We start from the raw sequence: 17,823 nt of genomic DNA, 5'->3' as shown, positions 1-17,823 counted from the left end.
CATAACGTCTGTTGGCCGGCCGGGTTTGCCCGGCTCGGGTTGGGATCGGGCGGGACACTACCGCCGGGGCCGTATATGAGGAATTGCAATTGTTGCAGGGCTGGGTTGCGAATCCCTGCGGGCCCCGCTACCGGGCCCAGGGATCAGGGGCCGGGGCGGCCGGCCGCCCGTTCGCTCCGCCGCCGCCGGAAGGGAAGCGCGAGGACCCCCTTGATCAGCTCATAGAGGATGAGGCCGAGGAGGAGCCCGGTTGCGGCATAGACCAGCCCGGCGGTGTCGAAAGGCAGCGCCGGGATGAAGCTTTCCCCGGTGCGCCCGGCGATGGCGAGGTCGAGGTGGCGAAAGAAGGCGAAGGGGCGCGAGATCAGGTCGCCCTCGAGGATGGCGTCGCGGGCGGCGCGCAGTTCGTTGACGCGGGCCAGGGCATCCCCGACGATCAACTCGCGGGTGGCCGCGTCCATCTGGCGGTAGCGCTCGCCCTGGCCGATGGCGTCGAAGGCCCGCTGCGCCTCGTCGACGTGGCCGCCCAGGCGCTGGAGGTATTGCACCATGAAGGCCTGGAGCTGCGAGGCCGCCGCGCCGGCGCCGCCGGCGATCACGGCGCCGCCCAGCAGGTCGAGCTTGCGAAACAGCCATCCCATGGTTTTCTCCCGGACAGGGGCGTCGCCCCAAGGATAGCCCCTAGAGCATGCGGTACAAGAGCAAGGCGGCGAGAACGAGCAGCAGCGCGCCGATGGCGCGGTCCACCCGCGAGGCGTGGCGGCGCAGCACGTGGATCAACCCGGTCCCCGACAGCGCCAGGGCGACCAGGCTATACCAGCCGGCATCGATGACGCCGGCGGTCACGGCCAGGATGGCCTTTTCGGTGGCGTTGGCGTCGAGGCGGATGAAGGGCGCAAACACCGCCATGAAGAAGGCGGCGATCTTGGGGTTGAGGAAGGCGATGAGAAAGCCCGCCGCGAAGCCGCCGCGCGGGCGGCCCGGTTCCGTCGGCGAAGAGGCTTGCCGTCCATTGCCCGTCGCCGGCCGGCGCACGCCGATGAAGGAAAGCCCCAGCCAGATCAAAAGCCCGATGCCGGCGTAGCCGATGGCCGCCTCGACGGCGGGAAAGGCGGCGAGCGCCACCGCCAGGCCGGTCACCACCAGCCCGGCATAGATGAGGATGCCGATGCCGTGGCCGACCCCGGTCAGCACGCCCTGCCGCTTGCCGCCGGCCATCGTGTTGCGCAGCACCACGGCCAGGCTGGGGCCGGGCGACACCGCGCCCATGGCGCACACCAGCGCGACTTGCAGCCAGGCGATCGGGTCCATTTGCCGTCATTCCTTCCGGGGGCCGGCAGGATGCCGGCACGGCGACACCATTCCACCAAGCCGCGCCGCCGGCAAGCGGGAATGCCCCTTGATCTCGGCGGGGCTTGACGGCTCTGTCGACAATTCATAGAATTGTTCACAAGAATAAGAATTGCATACAATCATGCGGGGCGGACGAAATGGAGCGCAATCGATCTTCCTTGAACGAGCGGGTCCAGTGCGAACTGGAACGCCTGATTCTCAGGGGCATCCTGAAACCCGGCGAGCACATCAAGGAGCAGGCCCTGGCCGACCGTCTGGGCGTCAGCCGCAGTCCCATCCGCGAGGCCTGCCGGGCGCTGGAACGGGCCGGCCTGGTCGAAACCATTCCCCATCGCGGCGTCTTCGTGCGCGAGGTCAACCTGCAAGACGCCACCGACGTCTTCGACATCCGTGCCGAACTGGCCGGCATCGTGGCGCGCCAGGCGGTGCATAACGTCAGCCCGAAGTGGGCCCGCGTGATGGCCGAGTTGATCGAACGCATGGACGAGGCGGCGGCCCGCCAGGACGCCGGGGCCTATCTCGACCTCAATCTCGAATTCCACGCCACCCTGTACCAGCTGGCCGACAACCGGCGCGTCGCGGCCCTCGATCGGGCGCTCGGCAACGAGCTTCTGGTCTACCGCCGGCGCGGCCTCGCTTCCGGCGGCGGGCTCGAGGTCTCCAACCGCGAGCACCGCCAGATGCTGGCCCTGCTGGTGGAAGGCAATGCCGAGGAGCTGGAGCGTCTTCTCAAGCAGCACATCAGCGGCGGCAAGCACCGCTTCCTGATCGCCATCGGCGCCGAGGCGCGCGAGCGCGCGGCCGATGCCGGCGTCACCGACTTTCCCCAACCGACGACAAGGACGGATCAATGAAGATCACCAAGGTCACCCATCTCACCGTGCATCCCGGCTGGCGGAAGAACTGGATCTTCGTCAAGGTCGAGACCGACGAGGGCATCACCGGCTGGGGCGAAGCCTATACCCAGTACGACCGCGATCGCGCCGTCGTCACCCATATCGAGGAAATGAGCCGCTATCTGGTCGGCCGCGATCCGTTCCGCATCAAGCACTTCACCACCATGTTCTACGACGATTTCGCCCAGCGGCGCGGCTCGCTCGAATTCTACAGCGCCGTATCGGGCATCGAGGCGGCACTGTGGGACATCGTCGGCAAGGCTGCCGGCCAGCCTGTCTACAACCTGCTGGGCGGCGCCTGCCACGAGCGCATCCGGGTCTACGCCAACGGCTGGAGCTACAAGAAATCCAAGCCCGAGGACTATGCCGAGGCGGCCGCCAAGACCGTCGAGATGGGGTTCACCGCCCTTAAGTTCGATCCGCTGCCCCGGCCGTGGCGTACCTTCATTCCGACCGAGCACGAGCACCATGCGGTCAAGGTGGTGGCCGCCATCCGCAAGGCGGTCGGCCCCAAGGTCGACCTTCTCATCGACCTGCACCGCCGGCTGTCGTCGCGCCACGCCATCCGGCTGGCCAAGCGGCTCGAGGAGTTCGAGATCTATTGGTACGAGGAGCCCTGCCAGGCCGAGAACCTGGACGCCATCGCCGAGGTGCGCGACCACGTCAGCATCCCCGTCGTGACCGGCGAGAACGTCTTTGCCAAGATGGGCTTCCGGGCCGTCTTCGACGCCAAGGCGGCCGACATCATCAATCCCGACGTCGCCAACTGCGGCGGCATCCTTGAGCTCAAGGAGATCGCCGCCATGGCCGAGCCCCACCTGGTGGCGGTGTCGCCCCACAACTACAACTCGACGACGCTGGCCTTGGCCGCCACCGTGCACGCCTCGGCCACCATGCCCAATTTCATCATCACCGAATATTTCCTGCCCTTCGTCGAACTGGGCGGCGAGGTGTGCCCCAATCAGCTCAAGCCCGTCGACGGCTACATTTCGTTGCCGACGGGCCCCGGGCTGGGCGTCGACATCGACGAGGCCGCGGTGGCCCGCCACCCCTACAAGGCGTTTCCCATGCGGACCCTGCCCATCCCGGCCGCCGAGTAGACATGACCGCATCCAAAAACCAAGAAGGCATCACCGAGAGGAGATTTCACCATGCAATTCAAAGGTAAGCTGAGATCAGTCGCGTCCCTTGCCGCCGTCCTTGTCACCGTCTGGCTGGCGCCGGCCGAGGCCGCCTACCCCGAGAAGCCGATCAATTTCGTCTGCTGGTCGGCGGCCGGTTCGCCGATGGACATCATGATGCGCAAGCTGGCCGCCCTGACGGAAAAGGAGATCGGCCAGTCGATCGTCGTCGAGAACCGCGCGGGCGGCAGCGGCGCCGTGGCCATGGCCTACGTCATGTCGCAGCCGGCCGAGGGCTACGTCGTGCAGTCCACCAGCACATCCATGACCTTCACCATGGCGAAGGGCCAGGTGCCGTTCACGCCCGACGACTTCATCATGCTGCGCGCCCTGCAGGCGGAACCCTCCTCGGTTGCCGTGCGCAAGGACAGCCCGCTCAAGTCGATGAAGGACTTCGTCGATACCCTGAAGGCCAAGCCGAACGGGCTCAAGATTGGCGGCTATGCCTCGGCCGGCTTCCATCAGTTCGTCTTTTACCAGGTTCTCAAGGCGACCGGCGTCAAGGCCGCGTGGGTTCCCTTCGACGGCGGCAACCAGGCGGCGCTCGCCCTGCTGGGCGGCCACATCGACGCCGCCTTCATGACCCCCAGCAGCGCTCTTGCCCAGGTCAAGAGCGGCGAACTGCGCCTGCTTGGCGTCAGCACGGCAGAACGCTCGATGTTCCTGCCCGACGTGCCGACCATGAAGGAACAAGGCGTTGACGTGGTCGAGGCGATCTGGCGCGGCATCATGGTCAAGAAGGGGACGCCCAAGAGCGCCCTCGATCCGCTGCTGTCGGCCGTCCGCAAGGTCGAGTCCAGTCAGGAATGGAAGGACTTCATGACCCAGCAGCAGCAGGACTTCATGAACCTTGACCCCGAGCAGTTGACGGCCAAGGTCCGCAAGGAACTGGTCGAGCAGCGCACCTTCCTCCAGGAAGGCGGCTTCCTCAAGAAGTAGTGGGGCCGAAGGCGGACCGGCGGTTCCCGGTTGGGGGCCGCCAGTTCGCTGTCGCGGCAAAGGACAAACCATGCGCATCGGACTGAGTATTGTCTCGGGGCTGTTTCTCTTGCTGGGGGCGGCCATGATCGTCGGGGCCAGCGGTTTCAGCGATTCCTCCATGACCCTGGGCGCTCCTGGTCCGGGCCGGATGCCGACCGTCTGCGGTTGGGCCATCGTCGTGCTCTCGGCCCTCATTCTTGTCCGTGTTCTCTGCCAGGGGCCGACCAAGCCCCTGGCATTTCCCCAGCTTCCCCGGGTTGCGGTAATGGCGGCGGCAGGCGTGCTTTACGTCGTTGTGTTGCCGGTTCTCGGCTACTACGTGGCGACCCCGCTTTTCCTGGCGCCGGTTCTTCTTTTGTTGCGGGCCTCCCGGGTCACCGCTGTCGCCGTGGCGGCGGGCTTCGTCGGCTTTATTTTCGTGGTTTTTGACAAGTTGCTGGGCGTGCCCCTGCCCTGACGGGCGGTGGCGCGACAGCATGGGAGATCCGTGGTGGAAAACTATCTGATCGGGGCGGCCGAGGTCTTCACCGTGCCGGGCATCCTGGCGATCCTGATCGGTTCGGCGGCCGGCATCTTGGTCGGAGCCATGCCGGGTCTTGGCCCGTCCATGGGCGTGGCCCTGCTGATCCCGGTGACGTACGGCCTGCCCGCCGCCATGAGCCTCAACATGCTGGTCGCGCTTTACCTGGCGGCCGAATACGGCGGCTCGATCTCGGCCGTGCTCATCGGCACGCCGGGCACCGCCGCGGCCACCGCCACCATCATGGACGGCTATCCCTTGAATCAGAAGGGACAGCCCGGCAAGGCGCTGGGGGCCTCGCTGGTCGGCTCGACTTTCGGCGGCGTTGTCGGCGGCGCCGCCTTGATGCTGATCTCCGAACCGGTGGCGGTCGTCGCGCTCAAGTTCGGCCCGGTGCAGTTCTGCGCGCTCGGCATCTTCGGGCTGGCGATCATCTCCAGCCTCAGCGGCGACAGTCCCTTGAAGGGGTTGCTGATGGCCGCTGTCGGCGTCGCCCTGACCATTATCGGCGTCGACCCCATCTCGGGCGGGCTCCGATTCACCTTCGGTTTTTACGAGCTCTACGAGGGCATTCCCTTCCTCACCGCCCTGATCGGCCTGTTCGCCTTGACCGAGGTGTTCTCGATGATCGAGGAGATCGGCACCGGCAAAAAGGCGGATTCAAAGGCCGCTCGCGGCTTCCTCACCCTTCGCGAAAGCATCCGCCTGATTCCCACCTTCCTGCGGGGTTCGGCGATTGGCACCATCGTCGGCGCCGTGCCGGGGGCCGGCGCCAACATCGCCGCCTGGATCGCCTATGACCAGGAAAAGCGCTGGTCGGGCAAGGGCGACCAATTCGGCAAGGGGTGCATCGAGGGGGTGGCCGCCCCCGAGTCGGCCAACTCGTCCAGCGTCGGTGGCGCCCTCATCCCGCTGCTCACCCTGGGCCTGCCCGGCTCGCCGACCACGGCGGTGCTGATCGGCGCCCTTATCATTCATGGCCTGACCCCTGGGCCCGAGCTGTTTACCAAGAACCCCGAAGTCGTCTACGGCCTGTTCGTCGGGTTGATGGTGGCCTATGTCGCGATATTCGCCCTGGGCCGCATGGCCATGCCCCTGTGGGTGCGGGTCATCGACATCCCTAAAGGGGTGCTGGCGGCGGTGGTCTTTGGGCTCGGCACCGTCGGCGCCTATACCATCCGCAATCTGGTGTTCGACGTCTGGCTGACGGTCGGCTTTGGCATCGCCGGCTATTTCCTCAAGAAGTTCCGTTTCCCGATGGCGCCCCTCGTGCTCGGCATGGTGCTGGGCTACATGGTCGAGTCCAACTACCGACGGGCGATGATCATGTCGCAGGGCAGCCATTCGATCTTCTTCGAGGATCCGATCAGCCTGGCCCTGCTGGTGCTGGCCGCGATGTCTTTTTTCTGGCCGCTGATCCAGCAGTGGCGCCGCCAGAGGGCGAAAAGGGCCTGACCGCCGCCCTCAGATCCGGACGTCGCGGGCGACCAGGAAGGGGCGCAGGCTTTCCTGGAAGAACGACGTCGACACCCCGATGACGGCGTCGTCGTCGTTGGGGTCCTTGACTTCGAGGATCACCCGGCCCTGCGCGTAATGCGGCATGTTGGCGAAGAAGAGGCGGCGTACCCGCTCGGAAATCCAGGGGTTTTCCGGAAAATAGCCCGACAGCACGATGCGGTCCGGGAAGAACGTCTTGAACAGGTTATGCAGCGACAGCGCGAACAGCCGCGTCGCGTGCTCGATGCGCGGCAGATGGGAAATGTCCCGGCTTTGCAGCAGGGCGCGGATGGTCGGCGGATGGTTGCCAACGTCGGGGAAGGCCTTGCGGATTTCCGGCATCAAGGCCCACAGCGCGGCGTGCGCCTCCAGGCAGCCGGTCTGGCCGCACAGGCACTTGCGGCCGCTTTCCGGTTCCACCAGCCAATGGCCGAGATCGCCGAATCCGCCCATGGCCGACGTCAGCACGGTGCCGTTCTGGGCATAGGCCGAGCTGATGCCGTAGCCCCAGCTGACGAACAGCGTGCCGCCGCTGCGTTCCTCGGGATGGGTCTGGAAATGGGCGCGCAATTCCGACTGGCGCTTGCGCTCGATCCGCACGGTCAGCCCGGTTTCCTCGGCCAAACCATGGAAATCCATGTTGGTCATGCGCGGCCAGCGGGCCGCCGAAATCCAGGTCAGGTTCCGCTCGTCGACGATTCCCGGCAGCGAAATGCCGATGCCGGGGATGACGGCGCCGGCCGGGCGCTGGGCCAGGACGTCGCCGGCGACGGCCTTGAAGGCGGCCAGGACGTTCGCCTGTTCGGCCTCGTCCTCCTCGATCGCCAGGCTGGCCTCGGCCACCGTGCGGCCCTCGAGGTTGACCAGGACGCCGCGGATGGTTCTGGACGTCACCTCCATCGCCGCCGTCACCATGCGGTTGGCCTGAAGCCGCAGGCAGGCCTCGGGGCGGCCCTTGCCGGTGGCGGCGGTGCGGTCGGTTTCGGCGATCAGGCCATCCGCGATCAGTTCGCCGACCATGGCCGAAACCGTGGCTGGCCGGAGCGAGAGATCCTGGGTCAGGCTGCGCCGGGTGTGGGCGTCGTCCTGGCCGCGCTCGAAGACGGCGAGGAAGATCCGTGCCTTGGCCAGATCGGTCCGGCGGACCCGGGCGTCGGCGAAGATCTCGTCGGCCGTGAAGCGCGCTTTCATGCCCATCCCCCTGGCGTTTCCCCGATTGGCGCCTGCACTGCTGTTGTTTACGGCCCCGTGCGCGATGTCAACGGTCTTGTGCCGGAACGCCCAGGCCGCCGTCCACAATTTTTTCCGATTGCCGGAATTAAAACGCTTGCCCCCAGAAAATGGGTGGTGATATTCTTTCCGACAAGCGGATAAATATCGGGTGGCGAGCGATCGCCATCACTTAAAAGAGAGCCTCCTGCAGGGAAGGCGGGAAGCTCCGGGGTGGAGTGGCCGGATGTCCTTGAATTGGGAACCCTTGCATCGCGACCGGTTCGCGCCTTTCGGCGACGTCATCGAGGTGGGTGGCGGCACGCCTATCCCCATCAATGATGGCACCACGGTTCGCCACAGCGACCTGGCGGCGATCGACGTGACGGAAGGCGGCGGCCGCCCCGTGGTCAGCATTTTCGAGAGCCGGCCGTTCGGCTTCCCGCTGGCCATCCGCGAGCTGGAGCGCCACCCGCTGTCCAGCCAGGCCTTCGTGCCGCTCGACCGCCAGCGCTTCTTCGTCATCGTCGCCCCGGCCGGCGACACGGTCGATGCGGCCGACATTCGCGTTTTCTTCACCAACGGCGCCCAGGGCGTGAATTTTCGCCGCGGCGTCTGGCACCATCCCGCCATCGTGGTCACGCCCATGCGCTTCCTGGTCATCGACCGGGGAACGGCGGAACCCAATTGCGATCTTTTTCCCCTGCCCGCAACCGGCGAGCCGCTGGTCCTGGCCGCGCCGCGCTAGGCGGGGATTGCTGAAGCGTTTTTCGTTCGAAAGGAGATAGGAATGCCGTATCCCGTGGGATTTCTCGAATCGCGAGCCGTCGTCAAGCCGGGCAGCTACGCGGTCATCCCGCCTGAAGGTCGCGTCATCAATTCCGTTCCCGGTTTTTCGGGATGCCGCCTGACCATCATCTGCTCGCCCAAGATCGGCGCCAGCTTCGTGCAGTACGTCGGCGCCGTCGAGGCGGGCGGCAAGACGACGACGCCCTTCGTCGCCGATCCCGGCGTCGAGACCTTCCTTTATGTCGTCGATGGCGAGGGGGCGCTTCGCGTCTCCGTCGGCGGCCAGACCGAAACCTTGAAGGCCGGCGGCTACGCCTTCGCGCCGCCCGCCGAGGGCATCGAGTTCGAGAATGCCTCGGGCAAGCCGGTGCGCATCCTGCTTTATAAGCAGCGCTTCGTGCCGCTGGGGGACTTGAAGCCGTGGCGCGTGTTCGGCGACATCGCCTCGGTCAAGGAAGTGATCTACGACGGCATGGAAAACGTGCTGCTGCGCGACCTGCTGCCCTACGAGCCGGCCTTCGACATGAACATGCACACGCTCAAGTTCCTGGCCGCCGGCTGCCATCCCTTCTGCGAGACCCACGTGCAGGAGCACGGCGCCTACGTGCTGGGCGGGCAGGGCATGTACCTGCTGGGCGAGGACTGGCTGCAGGTCAAGAAGGAAGACTTCATCTGGTTCGGCCCGTTCTGCCAGCAGGCCACCTACGCCACCGGCCGCGAGCCCTATTGGTACATCTACAGCAAGGACATGAACCGCGACGCCCCGATCTGAGCGGCCGTTCGTGCCTGATCTGTTTTAGAGGAAAGAGACGAACCATGACACTGACCACGGATTTCGGGCCGCGCGACATCTACAAGCAGGTCGAGAAGACCGGCATTAAAGGGCGCCATCTGATCTTCATCGACGACCTGTCGCGCCAGCAGCTGGCCGATCTGTTCAAGACGGCCGAGATGCTCGAGCCCTTCTATCGCAGCCGCATTCCGCTGCTCGAGGGCAAGGTGCTGTGCACCCAGTTCTTCCAGCCCAGCACGCGGACCCGGTTCAGCCACGAGACCGCCATGTACCGCCTGGGCGGCAACGTCATCACCGAATCCAACCCGCTGGTCAGCTCGTCGGCGGCCAAGGGCGAATCGCTTTACGACTCCCTGCGCGTTACCTCGCAGTACGCCGACGTCATCGTTCTGCGTCACCCCGACGAGGCGGTGATCGAAGTGATCAAGCAGCTCGGCGACAAGTCCGTTCCGATCATCAGCGGCGGCTACGGCAACGTCACCCATCCGACCCAGGGCCTGCTCGACATGTACACCGCCTACCGGGCGATCGGGCGTCCCTTCGCGGAGATGACCGTGATGATCGCCACCCCCGACCTGTCGCGGGCACGCTCCGGACAGTCGTTCGGTCTCGGCCTCGCCCGCATGGGCGCCAAGATCATCTATTCCGGGACCACCGGCCTCGGCACGCCGAAGGTGATCAAGGACAAGCTCGACGGCATGAAGGCGAACTACGAGGAGCACTTCGACCTGACGATCGGCCAGCAGGAAGAACTGATCGCCGACAAGGGCGTCGATTTCGTCTATCTGCCCGGCTGCTCGGTCAAGAAGGGCGATCCCGGCCGCGACGAATTCATGAAGAAGATGCAGGAGTACTACTTCACGCTGGAAGGCCTGCAGAAGATCGAGAAGAAGACCGGCCGCACGGTGGGCATCAGCCACTCGTTGCCGCGCAACGAGGGCGAGTTCGACTTCGCCATCGACGAGAGCGCCCATCAGCTCTACTTCAAGGCGATCGGCTTCTCGGTTGCCTTGCGCATGTCGCTGCTGGCCAACATCGTCGGAGTCTGACGGAGCGGCGGGTCAAAGGAGCGGGCGGATATGGCTGGGAAGGCGAAGATCCTGGTGCTCGGCACCGGCGGCACCATCGCCGGGGCCGGCCAATCGGCGACCACCGCCACCTACAAGGCCGGGCAGATCGACGCCTCCCGGCTGATCGCCGGCATCGCCCAGCTCGACCGCCTGGCCGAGGTCAGGGCCGAGACCCTCTATGCCAAGCCGTCCGGCGACCTGGGGCCAGCCGAGTGGCTGGCCCTGGCCCGGCGGGTCCAGGCGGCGCTGGATGCCGGCGAGGCCGACGGCGTCGTCGTGACGCACGGCACCGACACGCTGGAGGAGGCGGCCTTTTTCCTCGGTCTCCTCCTCAAGACCGACAAGCCGGTGGTCTTCACCGCCGCCATGCGGCCGGCCACCGCCTTGGGGGCCGACGGCCCGGCCAACCTGTTCCAGGCGGTGCGGGTGGCCGCCGCGCCCGACTCCGCCGAACGGGGCGTCCTGGTGGTCATGAACGACACCGTGCTGCCCGGCTGGATGGCCGTCAAGACGGCCTCGCTGCCGGTGCAGGCGTTTCGCGCCTATCCGGGCGGGCCGCTGGGCCGGGTCACCGGCGAGCGGCTGACCTGGTTCGAGCCGCCCCGCCGCTCGCCGCTGGCCGGCCGCTTCGTTTCCCGCCTGGGCGGGCAGGGCGACCTGCCGGCCGTCGGCATCGTCATCGTCCACGGCGGCTGCGGCGCGGCGCCGCTGGCCGCCTGCCGCGACGCCGGCTATCCCGGCGTCGTCATCGCCGGTTTCGGCGGCGGCACCATGCCGGCCCCGATGGCCGAGCTGGCCCGCAAAATGGCGAAGGACGGCACGGCCATCGTGGTTTCATCGCGGGTCGGCGACGTCGCCGTCATGCCCGAGGTCATGGACCTTCGGGAGGACGCCGACATCGTCGCCGCATCGGGTTTTCTCAACCCCCAGAAATCCGCGCTTCTGCTTTCCCTGGCGCTTGCCGAGGGCCGGAAGGCGGCCGAGATCCCCGCTCTTTTCGGCTGCCTTCCGGCCGGTCTCGGCGACAGCTACGGAAGCTGCCTGTAAGGGCGGCCGGCGAAGCGCGTATTTCGGATCTGGGTTGACTGAGGAGTGACAGACGTGAAAGCCAACCAGACTCTCCCCAAGCGCCTGCTCGTTGCCGTCGGCGGCAACGCCATCCAGCCGGCCGGCATCAAGGGCACCTCCGAGGAGCAGATGACGATCGCCGCCAGCACGGCCAAGGCCCTGCTGCCGCTGCTCGAACTCGACAACCAGCTGATCATCACCCACGGCAACGGCCCCGCCGTCGGCAAGGTGCTGATGCGCAACGTCCTGGCCCGCGAGCGGGTGGTGCCGATGACGCTCGACATCCTGGTCGCCGACACCCAGGGCGCTACCGCCTACATCCTGATGCAGGCCTTCGAGAACGCGCTGCGTGAGGTCGGCAACCCGCGCCACGTGGTCGGCCTGGTGACCCAGGTCGAGGTCGACGCCGACGATCCCGGCTTCAAAAACCCCACCAAGCCGGTCGGCTACTTCTACAGCGAGGCCGAGGCCAAGGACCTGACTGCCCAGATGGGCTGGGTCATGCGCGAGGACGCCGGCCGCGGCTGGCGCCTGGTGGTCGCCTCGCCCAAGCCCAAGCACATCTGCGACATTTCGCTGGTCGAGGCGCTGGCCAGCCGGGGCACGGTGGTGATCGCCGCCGGTGGCGGCGGCATCCCCGTGGTGCGCGACGCCCGCGGCGTGCGCCGCGGCGTCGAGGCGGTGATCGACAAGGACCTGACCTCGGCCCACATGGCCAACGTGCTCGGCATCGACACCATGATGATCCTGACGGCGGTGTCGCGGGTGGCGGTCAATTTCGGCAAGCCCGACCAGCGCGAGCTGGACGAGGTGCCGGTTTCCGAGATGCGCAAGTACCTGGCCGAGGGCCATTTCCCCGAAGGCAGCATGGGCCCGAAGATCGAGGCGGCCATCCGCTTCATCGACGGCGGCGGCAAGCGGGCCATCATCGGTCATCTCGACCAGGCCCTGCCCGCCCTGCGCGGCGAGGCCGGAACCCACATCGTCGCCGACAAGGGGGCGTGAGGAGTCCCCGCGATTCGGGAGACGGCGTAAGACGGGAAGAACCCGGAAAAAGCGTTCAAACATCACAATAGGGAGAACACCATGTTGAATCGGAGAATCTTCGTGCAGGCGGCCATCGTGGCCGGCATCGCCGCGGCCGCCGGCCTGGCGGCGCCGCAGGGGGCAATGGCGGCCAACGAGAAACTGCGGATCGGCTTCGTCGGCGTGACCAGCGGCCCGGCCGCGGCCTGGGGCATCTCGAACGTGCGCTCCATGCAGACCCGCGCCGCCTGGATCAATGAAAAGGGCGGCGTCAAAATCGGCGACAAGACCTACGACGTCGAAATCGTCACCTTCGACGACCAGAAGGACCCCAAGCGGGCCATCGCCGGCATGGAGAAGATGGCGCAGGAACGCATCCACTACGTCGTCGGGCCGAACGTCGACGACGGCGCCGCCGCCGTCCGCCCGGTCGCCGAGCAGAATGGAATCATGTACTTCCCGTACTCGTTCCCGAAGTCGCTCTACACCCCGCCGGCCTCCAACGCCATCCTCGGCATGGTCGCCAACTACCAGTCCGGCCCGGCGATCTACAAATACCTCATGGAGAAAAAGGGCGTTAAGAAGATCGCCTTCGTCTGCGCCAACGAGTCCGATCCGCTCAGCCAGCGCGAAGGCGGCATCGCCGCGGCCAAGTCCCTGGGGCTGGACGTGGTGTCCAGCAACATCACCTACCAGGTCGACACCACCGACTTCACGCCGGTCCTGACCCCGGTCGTGCGCACCAAGCCGGACCTGCTGGTCCTTTCCGGCGCCGCGCCGGCCAACACCCCGCAGCTCATCCGCGCGGCGCGCGAACTCGGCTACAAGGGCCTGATCTCGGCCGAGACGGCCCAGGACGCCAATGTCATCAAGGAAGGCGCCGGCGACCTCGCCGATGGCTTCATTTCGGTCGGCGGTGCCTCGACCCCCGAGATCGCCAGCGATGCGATGCGCGAGTTCGTCGCCCGCTACACCAAGATGTTCGGCGAATACAACGACGAGTCGAACACCAAGGTTTACGCGCTCGAATACATTCTCGAAACGCTCAAGGTCAATCCGAAGGCGATCGACAATGTCGACGAGTTCAAGAAGACCATGGAAACGTTCGAGGCCTCGAACGTCTTCATGAAGGGCGACGCCAAGCTGAAGTACGTCGGCATGAAGTCGTTCGGCCAGAAGCGCCAGATCTCGGTGCCGATGGTGGTCAACGAGTACAAGAACGGCAAGTTCGAAACGCTGTTCATCGCCGAAGTCGACTGATCGACGGACGGTGCATGTTTCCTGAAGGGCTCGGGGCCTTTGCCTAGGTTCTGAGCCCTTCAAACCCGGACTTGTCTCATGGAACAGATCATTGCCAACGGTTTGTACCTGGGCGCGCAATACGCGCTGATCGCCCTGGGGCTGACCCTGATTTTCGCCCTGATGAACGTGCTGAACTTCGCGCACGGGCAGATGTACGTGATCGGCGGTTTCGTCACCTACACCGTCTACGCACAACTGGGCCTGCCCTTCATTGTCGGGGTGGTGGCCTCCGGGGTGACGCTTGCGATCATCGGCGCTCTCGTGCAGAAGTTTCTGTTCGGGCCGGTGACCCGCAGGTCGGTGCGCGAGGAGAGCACGATGCTGCTGGCCGCGGGCCTCTCCTTCTTCCTCGACGCCATCGTGCTTCTGCTGTTCGGCGAGAAGCAGCGCGGCGTGCCGAAGATCGTCAACGGCATCTTCAACTACAACGATTTCACGATCGTGATGCCCTACGACAAGATCCTGGTCGGGGTCCTGGCGATCCTGGCGATCGCGGCGTTCATCCTCTACATGCAGTATTCCAGGACCGGCCGGGCCATGCGCGCCCTGGCGCAGGACAAGATTGCCGCCCAGCTCATGGGCGTCGACGTCGACCGCTACTCGATCATCGGATTTGCCTTGGGCGCGATGCTGGCCGGCGTGGTCGGCGGCCTGCTGGTGACTGTCACCGGCATCAACCTCGGCATGGGCGGACCGACGGGGATCAAGGCCTTCATGATGGTGATGATCGGCGGCGCCGGCGTGATTTCCGGCGCCATCGCCGGCGGCTTCATCCTCGGCATGCTGGAATCCATCGGCCTTACGGTGCTGGCCGCCTATGGCGACATCACCTACCTCGCGATTTTCGCCTCCTTGATGGTGTTCCTGGCCATCCGCCCGCAAGGGCTGATGGGCAAACCCTGGGGTTGATCGAAAGATGATAACAAGAAACCAACTTGTGGTCGTGGGGGCGTTCCTGCTGACCGTGTTCGCGGTCGTCCCCTGGCTGATCCATGTCTCCGGCCGCTGGGATTTCTATTACACCCTCACCTCGGTGGCGCTGCTCTCCATCGCCAGCGGCGGCGTCTGGCTGACCTTCTACATCGGCCGCATCAACATCGGCCAGGGGGCCTTCGCCCTGGCCGGAGGCTATGTCTCGGCCATCCTGATCAGCAAGTACGACGTCTCGTTCTGGCTGACCCTGCCGCTTTCCGGGTTGTTCTGCGCCGCGCTTGCCGTGCTGATCGGCCTGCCCATCCTGCGCCTCAGGGGCGTCTACTTCGCGATGATCACCCTGGTCCTGACCGAGGTCGCCCGGCTCACCGCCCTGGCGCTGCCGATCACCAACGGCGCCCGCGGCATCTCGTCGATTCCGCTGCCGGGCGAGCTTTCCCTTTTCGGGCTGACGATCATCCCCGACTTCTCGACCATCGGCAACGTCAAGCTGGCCTTCTACTACCTGGCGACCGTTCTGATGGTGTTCAGCTTCGCCGGCCTCTACCGGCTGGTGAATTCGCGGGTCGGCCATCTCTGCCGTTCGCTGCAGCAGAACGAGGAACTGGCCTCTTCCATCGGCGTCAACATCGCCTATCTGCGGGTCGTCGCCTTCGCCACCTCGTCGTTCCTCGGCGGCATCTCGGGCGCCATCTTCGTCGCCATTTCGCGGTCCATCTATCCGGCCAGCTTCCCGGTGAAGGACTCCGTCGACTTCATGCTCAACTGCTTCCTGGGCGGCCTCGGCTACGTCTTCGGGCCGATGCTGGGCACCCTCATGATCTACTTCGGCTGGGATCTGCTGTTCACCACCGGCAAGTTCCAACTGCTGATCTACTCGACGATCCTGATCCTGCTCATCGTGTTCCTGCCCAACGGCATCCTCAGCCTTCCCCTGTTCAACAAGCGGGGGGCCAGCAAATGACCGCGCTCCTGGAAATCAAGGGCCTGACCAAGAAATTCGGCGGCCTGACCGCGGTCGGCGACGTCTCCTTCGGGGTCGAGGAGCGGGAGATCCTCTCGGTCATCGGGCCGAACGGGGCCGGCAAATCCACCCTGTTCAAGCTGATCGCGTCATTCCTGAGGCCGACCCACGGCGAGGTCCTCTACAACGGCGAGCGCATCTCCGGCCTGGCGCCGCACATCGTCGCCCGCAAGGGCGTCGTGCGGACCTTCCAGGAAACCACCATCTTCAAGGACATGACGGCCCGCCAGAACGTCGTCGTCGCCCATCACCTGCAAAGCAAGGCCAGCCTGCTCGGCCACTATGCCGGCACGCTGACGGCGCGGCGCGACGAGGCCGACTTCAACGAGTCGGCGGCCGAGATTCTCGACTATCTCGGGCTCGGCCATGTCCAGGACGAGGTGGCCCGCAACCTGCCGCACGGCTATCTGCGGGCGCTCGGCATTGCCATCGGCCTGGCCGCCAGGCCGCAGGTCCTGCTGCTCGACGAGCCCTTCGCCGGCATGAACCACGACGAGACCATGAAGGCGGTCGAGATGGTGCGCGGCGTGCGCGACCGCGGCATCACCATCCTTCTGGTCGAGCACGACATGAAGGCGGTCATGAAGATCAGCGACCGCATCGTCGTGCTCAACTTCGGCCAGATGATCGCCGAGGGCACGCCGGCGGAAATCCAAAGCAACGAGCGGGTGATCGAGGCCTATCTCGGGCGCGAAGACCAAGAAATCGGGATCTGAGCCATGTATTTCGAAGTCAGGAACATCAGCCTCAGCTACGATCGGGTCCGCGCCGTCCGCAACGTCTCCATCTCCATGGAAGAGGGCGAGACCATCGCGCTGATCGGCGCCAACGGCGCCGGCAAGTCGTCGACGCTGCGCGCCATCACCGGCCTCAAGAAGCTCACCGAAGGCGAAATCTGGTTCGACGGCACCCGCCTGGATACGCTGCCGCCCGACCAGATCGTGCGCAAGGGCGTGGCCATGGTCCCCGAGGGGCGGCGCGTCTTTCCCCTCATGTCGGTCAAGGACAACCTGCTGATGGGTGCCTTCACCCGCAGCGACAAGAAGGCCATCGCCGCCGACCTCGAAGGCGTGCTGGCCCGCTTCCCGCGGCTCAAGGAGCGCTATTCCCAGGCCGCCGGCACGCTCAGCGGCGGCGAGCAGCAGATGCTGGTGATCGGGCGGGCCCTGATGGCCGCGCCGCGCCTGCTGCTGCTCGACGAGCCGTCGCTCGGCATCGCGCCCAAGCTGGTCCAGGACATCGCCCGCTCGATCGTCGCCATCAACCGCGACAGCAACGTCTCGGTGATCCTCGTCGAGCAGAACTCGCGCATGGCGCTGGCCATCTCGCACCGCGCCTACGCCTTCTCGACCGGCGAGATCGCCATCGAGGGGATCTCGGCCGAGCTGCGCCGCGACCCCCGCATCCAGAAGCTCTACCTGGGCGGCGAACTCTAGGAGCGCGGAGACAACGTCCATGAAGATCAAGATCGTCAACCCCAACTCCACCGCCTCGATGACCGACAAGATCCGGCGCTGCGCCGAGGTGCTGGCGGCGCCGGGGACCGAAATCGTCGCCACCAACCCCACCGACAGCCCGGCCAGCATCGAGGGCCACACCGACGGCGCCCTGGCGGTGCCGGGCCTGCTGGCCGAGATCCGCAAGGGCGAGGCGGAAGGGTGCGACGGCTATGTCGTCGCCTGCTTCGACGACACCGGCCTCGACGCCTGCCGCGAGGTGGCCGGCGGCCCGGTGCTCGGCATCTGCGAGGCGGCCATGCACGCGGCCTCGATGATCTCCTCCAGCTTCTCGGTGGTCACCACGCTGTCGCGCTCGGTCCCCATCATCGAGGACCTGGCGGTCAAGTACGGCATGGAGCGGCGCTGCCGGAAGGTCAGGGCCTCCGACCTGCCGGTGCTGGCGCTGGAAGAGAAGGGCGGCCGGGCCCGCGAAATCATCCGCGACGAGATCCTTCGCGCCGTGCGCGAGGACCGCTGCGAGGCCGTCGTTTTGGGCTGCGCCGGCATGACCGACCTCACCGCCTGGCTTAGCGCCGAGACGAAGATTCCCGTCATCGATGGCGTCGCCGTCGCCGTGAAGATGGTAGAAGCGCTCCTCGGCGCCGGGCTCAGGACCAGCAAGGTCGGCGCCTACGCGGCGCCGCGGGCCAAGGAGAAGACATCATGACGCAGGTGCGCCGGT

19 protein-coding genes are annotated in these 17,823 nt (G+C 66.1%); 16 read left to right on the top strand and 3 right to left on the bottom strand.

From position 1 onward, the window contains the following. Window positions 1–143: 143 nt before the first annotated feature. Complete coding sequence (locus tag ODR01_RS18115) at window positions 144–641, bottom strand: DUF2937 family protein (protein ID WP_316979104.1); 498 nt, start codon at window positions 639–641, stop codon at window positions 144–146. A gap of 40 nt (window positions 642–681) precedes the next feature. After that, window positions 682–1,311 (bottom strand): LysE family translocator, encoded by a 630-nt coding sequence (locus tag ODR01_RS18110; RefSeq protein WP_316979103.1) that lies wholly within the window; start codon window positions 1,309–1,311, stop codon window positions 682–684. A gap of 179 nt (window positions 1,312–1,490) precedes the next feature. Between ODR01_RS18110 and ODR01_RS18105 the strand changes: the two genes are divergently transcribed. From ODR01_RS18105 to ODR01_RS18085, 5 genes are all read left to right on the top strand, one after another. Continuing rightward, window positions 1,491–2,207, top strand: a complete 717-nt coding sequence (locus ODR01_RS18105) for a GntR family transcriptional regulator (protein ID WP_316979102.1) — start codon at window positions 1,491–1,493, stop codon at window positions 2,205–2,207. Next, the gene (locus tag ODR01_RS18100; RefSeq protein WP_316979101.1) at window positions 2,204–3,349 is read left to right on the top strand and encodes a mandelate racemase/muconate lactonizing enzyme family protein; all 1,146 of its coding nucleotides are present in this window, start codon (window positions 2,204–2,206) and stop codon (window positions 3,347–3,349) included. The genes ODR01_RS18105 and ODR01_RS18100 overlap by 4 nt, the downstream gene beginning before the upstream one ends. Window positions 3,350–3,400: 51 nt before the next feature. Continuing rightward, a complete protein-coding gene (locus ODR01_RS18095; protein ID WP_316979100.1) occupies window positions 3,401–4,369 on the top strand; it encodes a tripartite tricarboxylate transporter substrate binding protein in 969 nt (322 codons plus the stop codon). A gap of 70 nt (window positions 4,370–4,439) precedes the next feature. Then, window positions 4,440–4,868, top strand: coding sequence for a tripartite tricarboxylate transporter TctB family protein (locus tag ODR01_RS18090; protein ID WP_316979099.1), 429 nt, complete (start codon window positions 4,440–4,442; stop codon window positions 4,866–4,868). Window positions 4,869–4,901: 33 nt separating this feature from the next. Then, complete coding sequence (locus ODR01_RS18085) at window positions 4,902–6,386, top strand: tripartite tricarboxylate transporter permease (RefSeq protein ID WP_316979098.1); 1,485 nt, start codon at window positions 4,902–4,904, stop codon at window positions 6,384–6,386. Between the two features lie 9 nt (window positions 6,387–6,395). On the opposite strand, the gene ODR01_RS18080 is transcribed toward ODR01_RS18085, so the two are convergent. Then, window positions 6,396–7,619: an ROK family protein gene (locus ODR01_RS18080; RefSeq protein WP_316979097.1), complete on the bottom strand. Its 1,224-nt coding sequence runs from the start codon at window positions 7,617–7,619 to the stop codon at window positions 6,396–6,398. 265 nt (window positions 7,620–7,884) lie between these two features. Here ODR01_RS18080 and ODR01_RS18075 point away from each other — a divergent pair, with 265 nt between their 5' ends. The 11 genes from ODR01_RS18075 (at window position 7,885) to ODR01_RS18025 (ending at window position 17,808) form a co-directional block, all read left to right on the top strand. Beyond that, window positions 7,885–8,385: an ureidoglycolate lyase gene (locus ODR01_RS18075; protein WP_316979096.1), complete on the top strand. Its 501-nt coding sequence runs from the start codon at window positions 7,885–7,887 to the stop codon at window positions 8,383–8,385. Between the two features lie 42 nt (window positions 8,386–8,427). Continuing rightward, window positions 8,428–9,198: a (S)-ureidoglycine aminohydrolase gene (gene allE / locus ODR01_RS18070; protein WP_316979095.1), complete on the top strand. Its 771-nt coding sequence runs from the start codon at window positions 8,428–8,430 to the stop codon at window positions 9,196–9,198. 44 nt (window positions 9,199–9,242) lie between these two features. Then, on the top strand, window positions 9,243–10,268 hold the full coding sequence (locus ODR01_RS18065) for an aspartate/ornithine carbamoyltransferase family protein (RefSeq protein WP_316979094.1): 1,026 nt from the start codon (window positions 9,243–9,245) through the stop codon (window positions 10,266–10,268). A 30-nt stretch (window positions 10,269–10,298) separates the two neighbouring features. Continuing rightward, the gene (locus ODR01_RS18060) at window positions 10,299–11,336 is read left to right on the top strand and encodes an asparaginase (protein ID WP_316979093.1); all 1,038 of its coding nucleotides are present in this window, start codon (window positions 10,299–10,301) and stop codon (window positions 11,334–11,336) included. Window positions 11,337–11,390: 54 nt separating this feature from the next. Then, on the top strand, window positions 11,391–12,362 hold the full coding sequence (arcC, locus tag ODR01_RS18055; protein ID WP_316979092.1) for a carbamate kinase: 972 nt from the start codon (window positions 11,391–11,393) through the stop codon (window positions 12,360–12,362). Window positions 12,363–12,443: 81 nt separating this feature from the next. Then, window positions 12,444–13,643, top strand: coding sequence for an ABC transporter substrate-binding protein (locus ODR01_RS18050; protein ID WP_316979091.1), 1,200 nt, complete (start codon window positions 12,444–12,446; stop codon window positions 13,641–13,643). Window positions 13,644–13,721: 78 nt separating this feature from the next. After that, entirely contained in the window at window positions 13,722–14,594 is an 873-nt protein-coding gene (locus ODR01_RS18045) for a branched-chain amino acid ABC transporter permease (RefSeq protein WP_316979090.1), read from the top strand. 7 nt (window positions 14,595–14,601) lie between these two features. After that, window positions 14,602–15,582 carry a branched-chain amino acid ABC transporter permease gene (locus ODR01_RS18040; protein WP_316979089.1) on the top strand — a complete coding sequence of 327 codons (981 nt, stop codon included), beginning with the start codon at window positions 14,602–14,604 and terminating at the stop codon, window positions 15,580–15,582. Then, complete coding sequence (locus ODR01_RS18035) at window positions 15,579–16,358, top strand: ABC transporter ATP-binding protein (protein WP_316979088.1); 780 nt, start codon at window positions 15,579–15,581, stop codon at window positions 16,356–16,358. The genes ODR01_RS18040 and ODR01_RS18035 overlap by 4 nt, the downstream gene beginning before the upstream one ends. Before the next feature lie 3 nt (window positions 16,359–16,361). Continuing rightward, complete coding sequence (locus ODR01_RS18030; RefSeq protein WP_316979087.1) at window positions 16,362–17,078, top strand: ABC transporter ATP-binding protein; 717 nt, start codon at window positions 16,362–16,364, stop codon at window positions 17,076–17,078. 19 nt (window positions 17,079–17,097) lie between these two features. Continuing rightward, window positions 17,098–17,808 carry an aspartate/glutamate racemase family protein gene (locus ODR01_RS18025; protein ID WP_316979086.1) on the top strand — a complete coding sequence of 237 codons (711 nt, stop codon included), beginning with the start codon at window positions 17,098–17,100 and terminating at the stop codon, window positions 17,806–17,808. The last annotated feature ends 15 nt before the right edge of the window (window positions 17,809–17,823 follow it).

The organism is Shumkonia mesophila (genome assembly GCF_026163695.1).
In the GTDB taxonomy this organism is placed as follows: domain Bacteria; phylum Pseudomonadota; class Alphaproteobacteria; order Rhodospirillales; family Shumkoniaceae; genus Shumkonia; species Shumkonia mesophila.
This window is presented reverse-complemented; position numbering and strand designations above follow the sequence as displayed.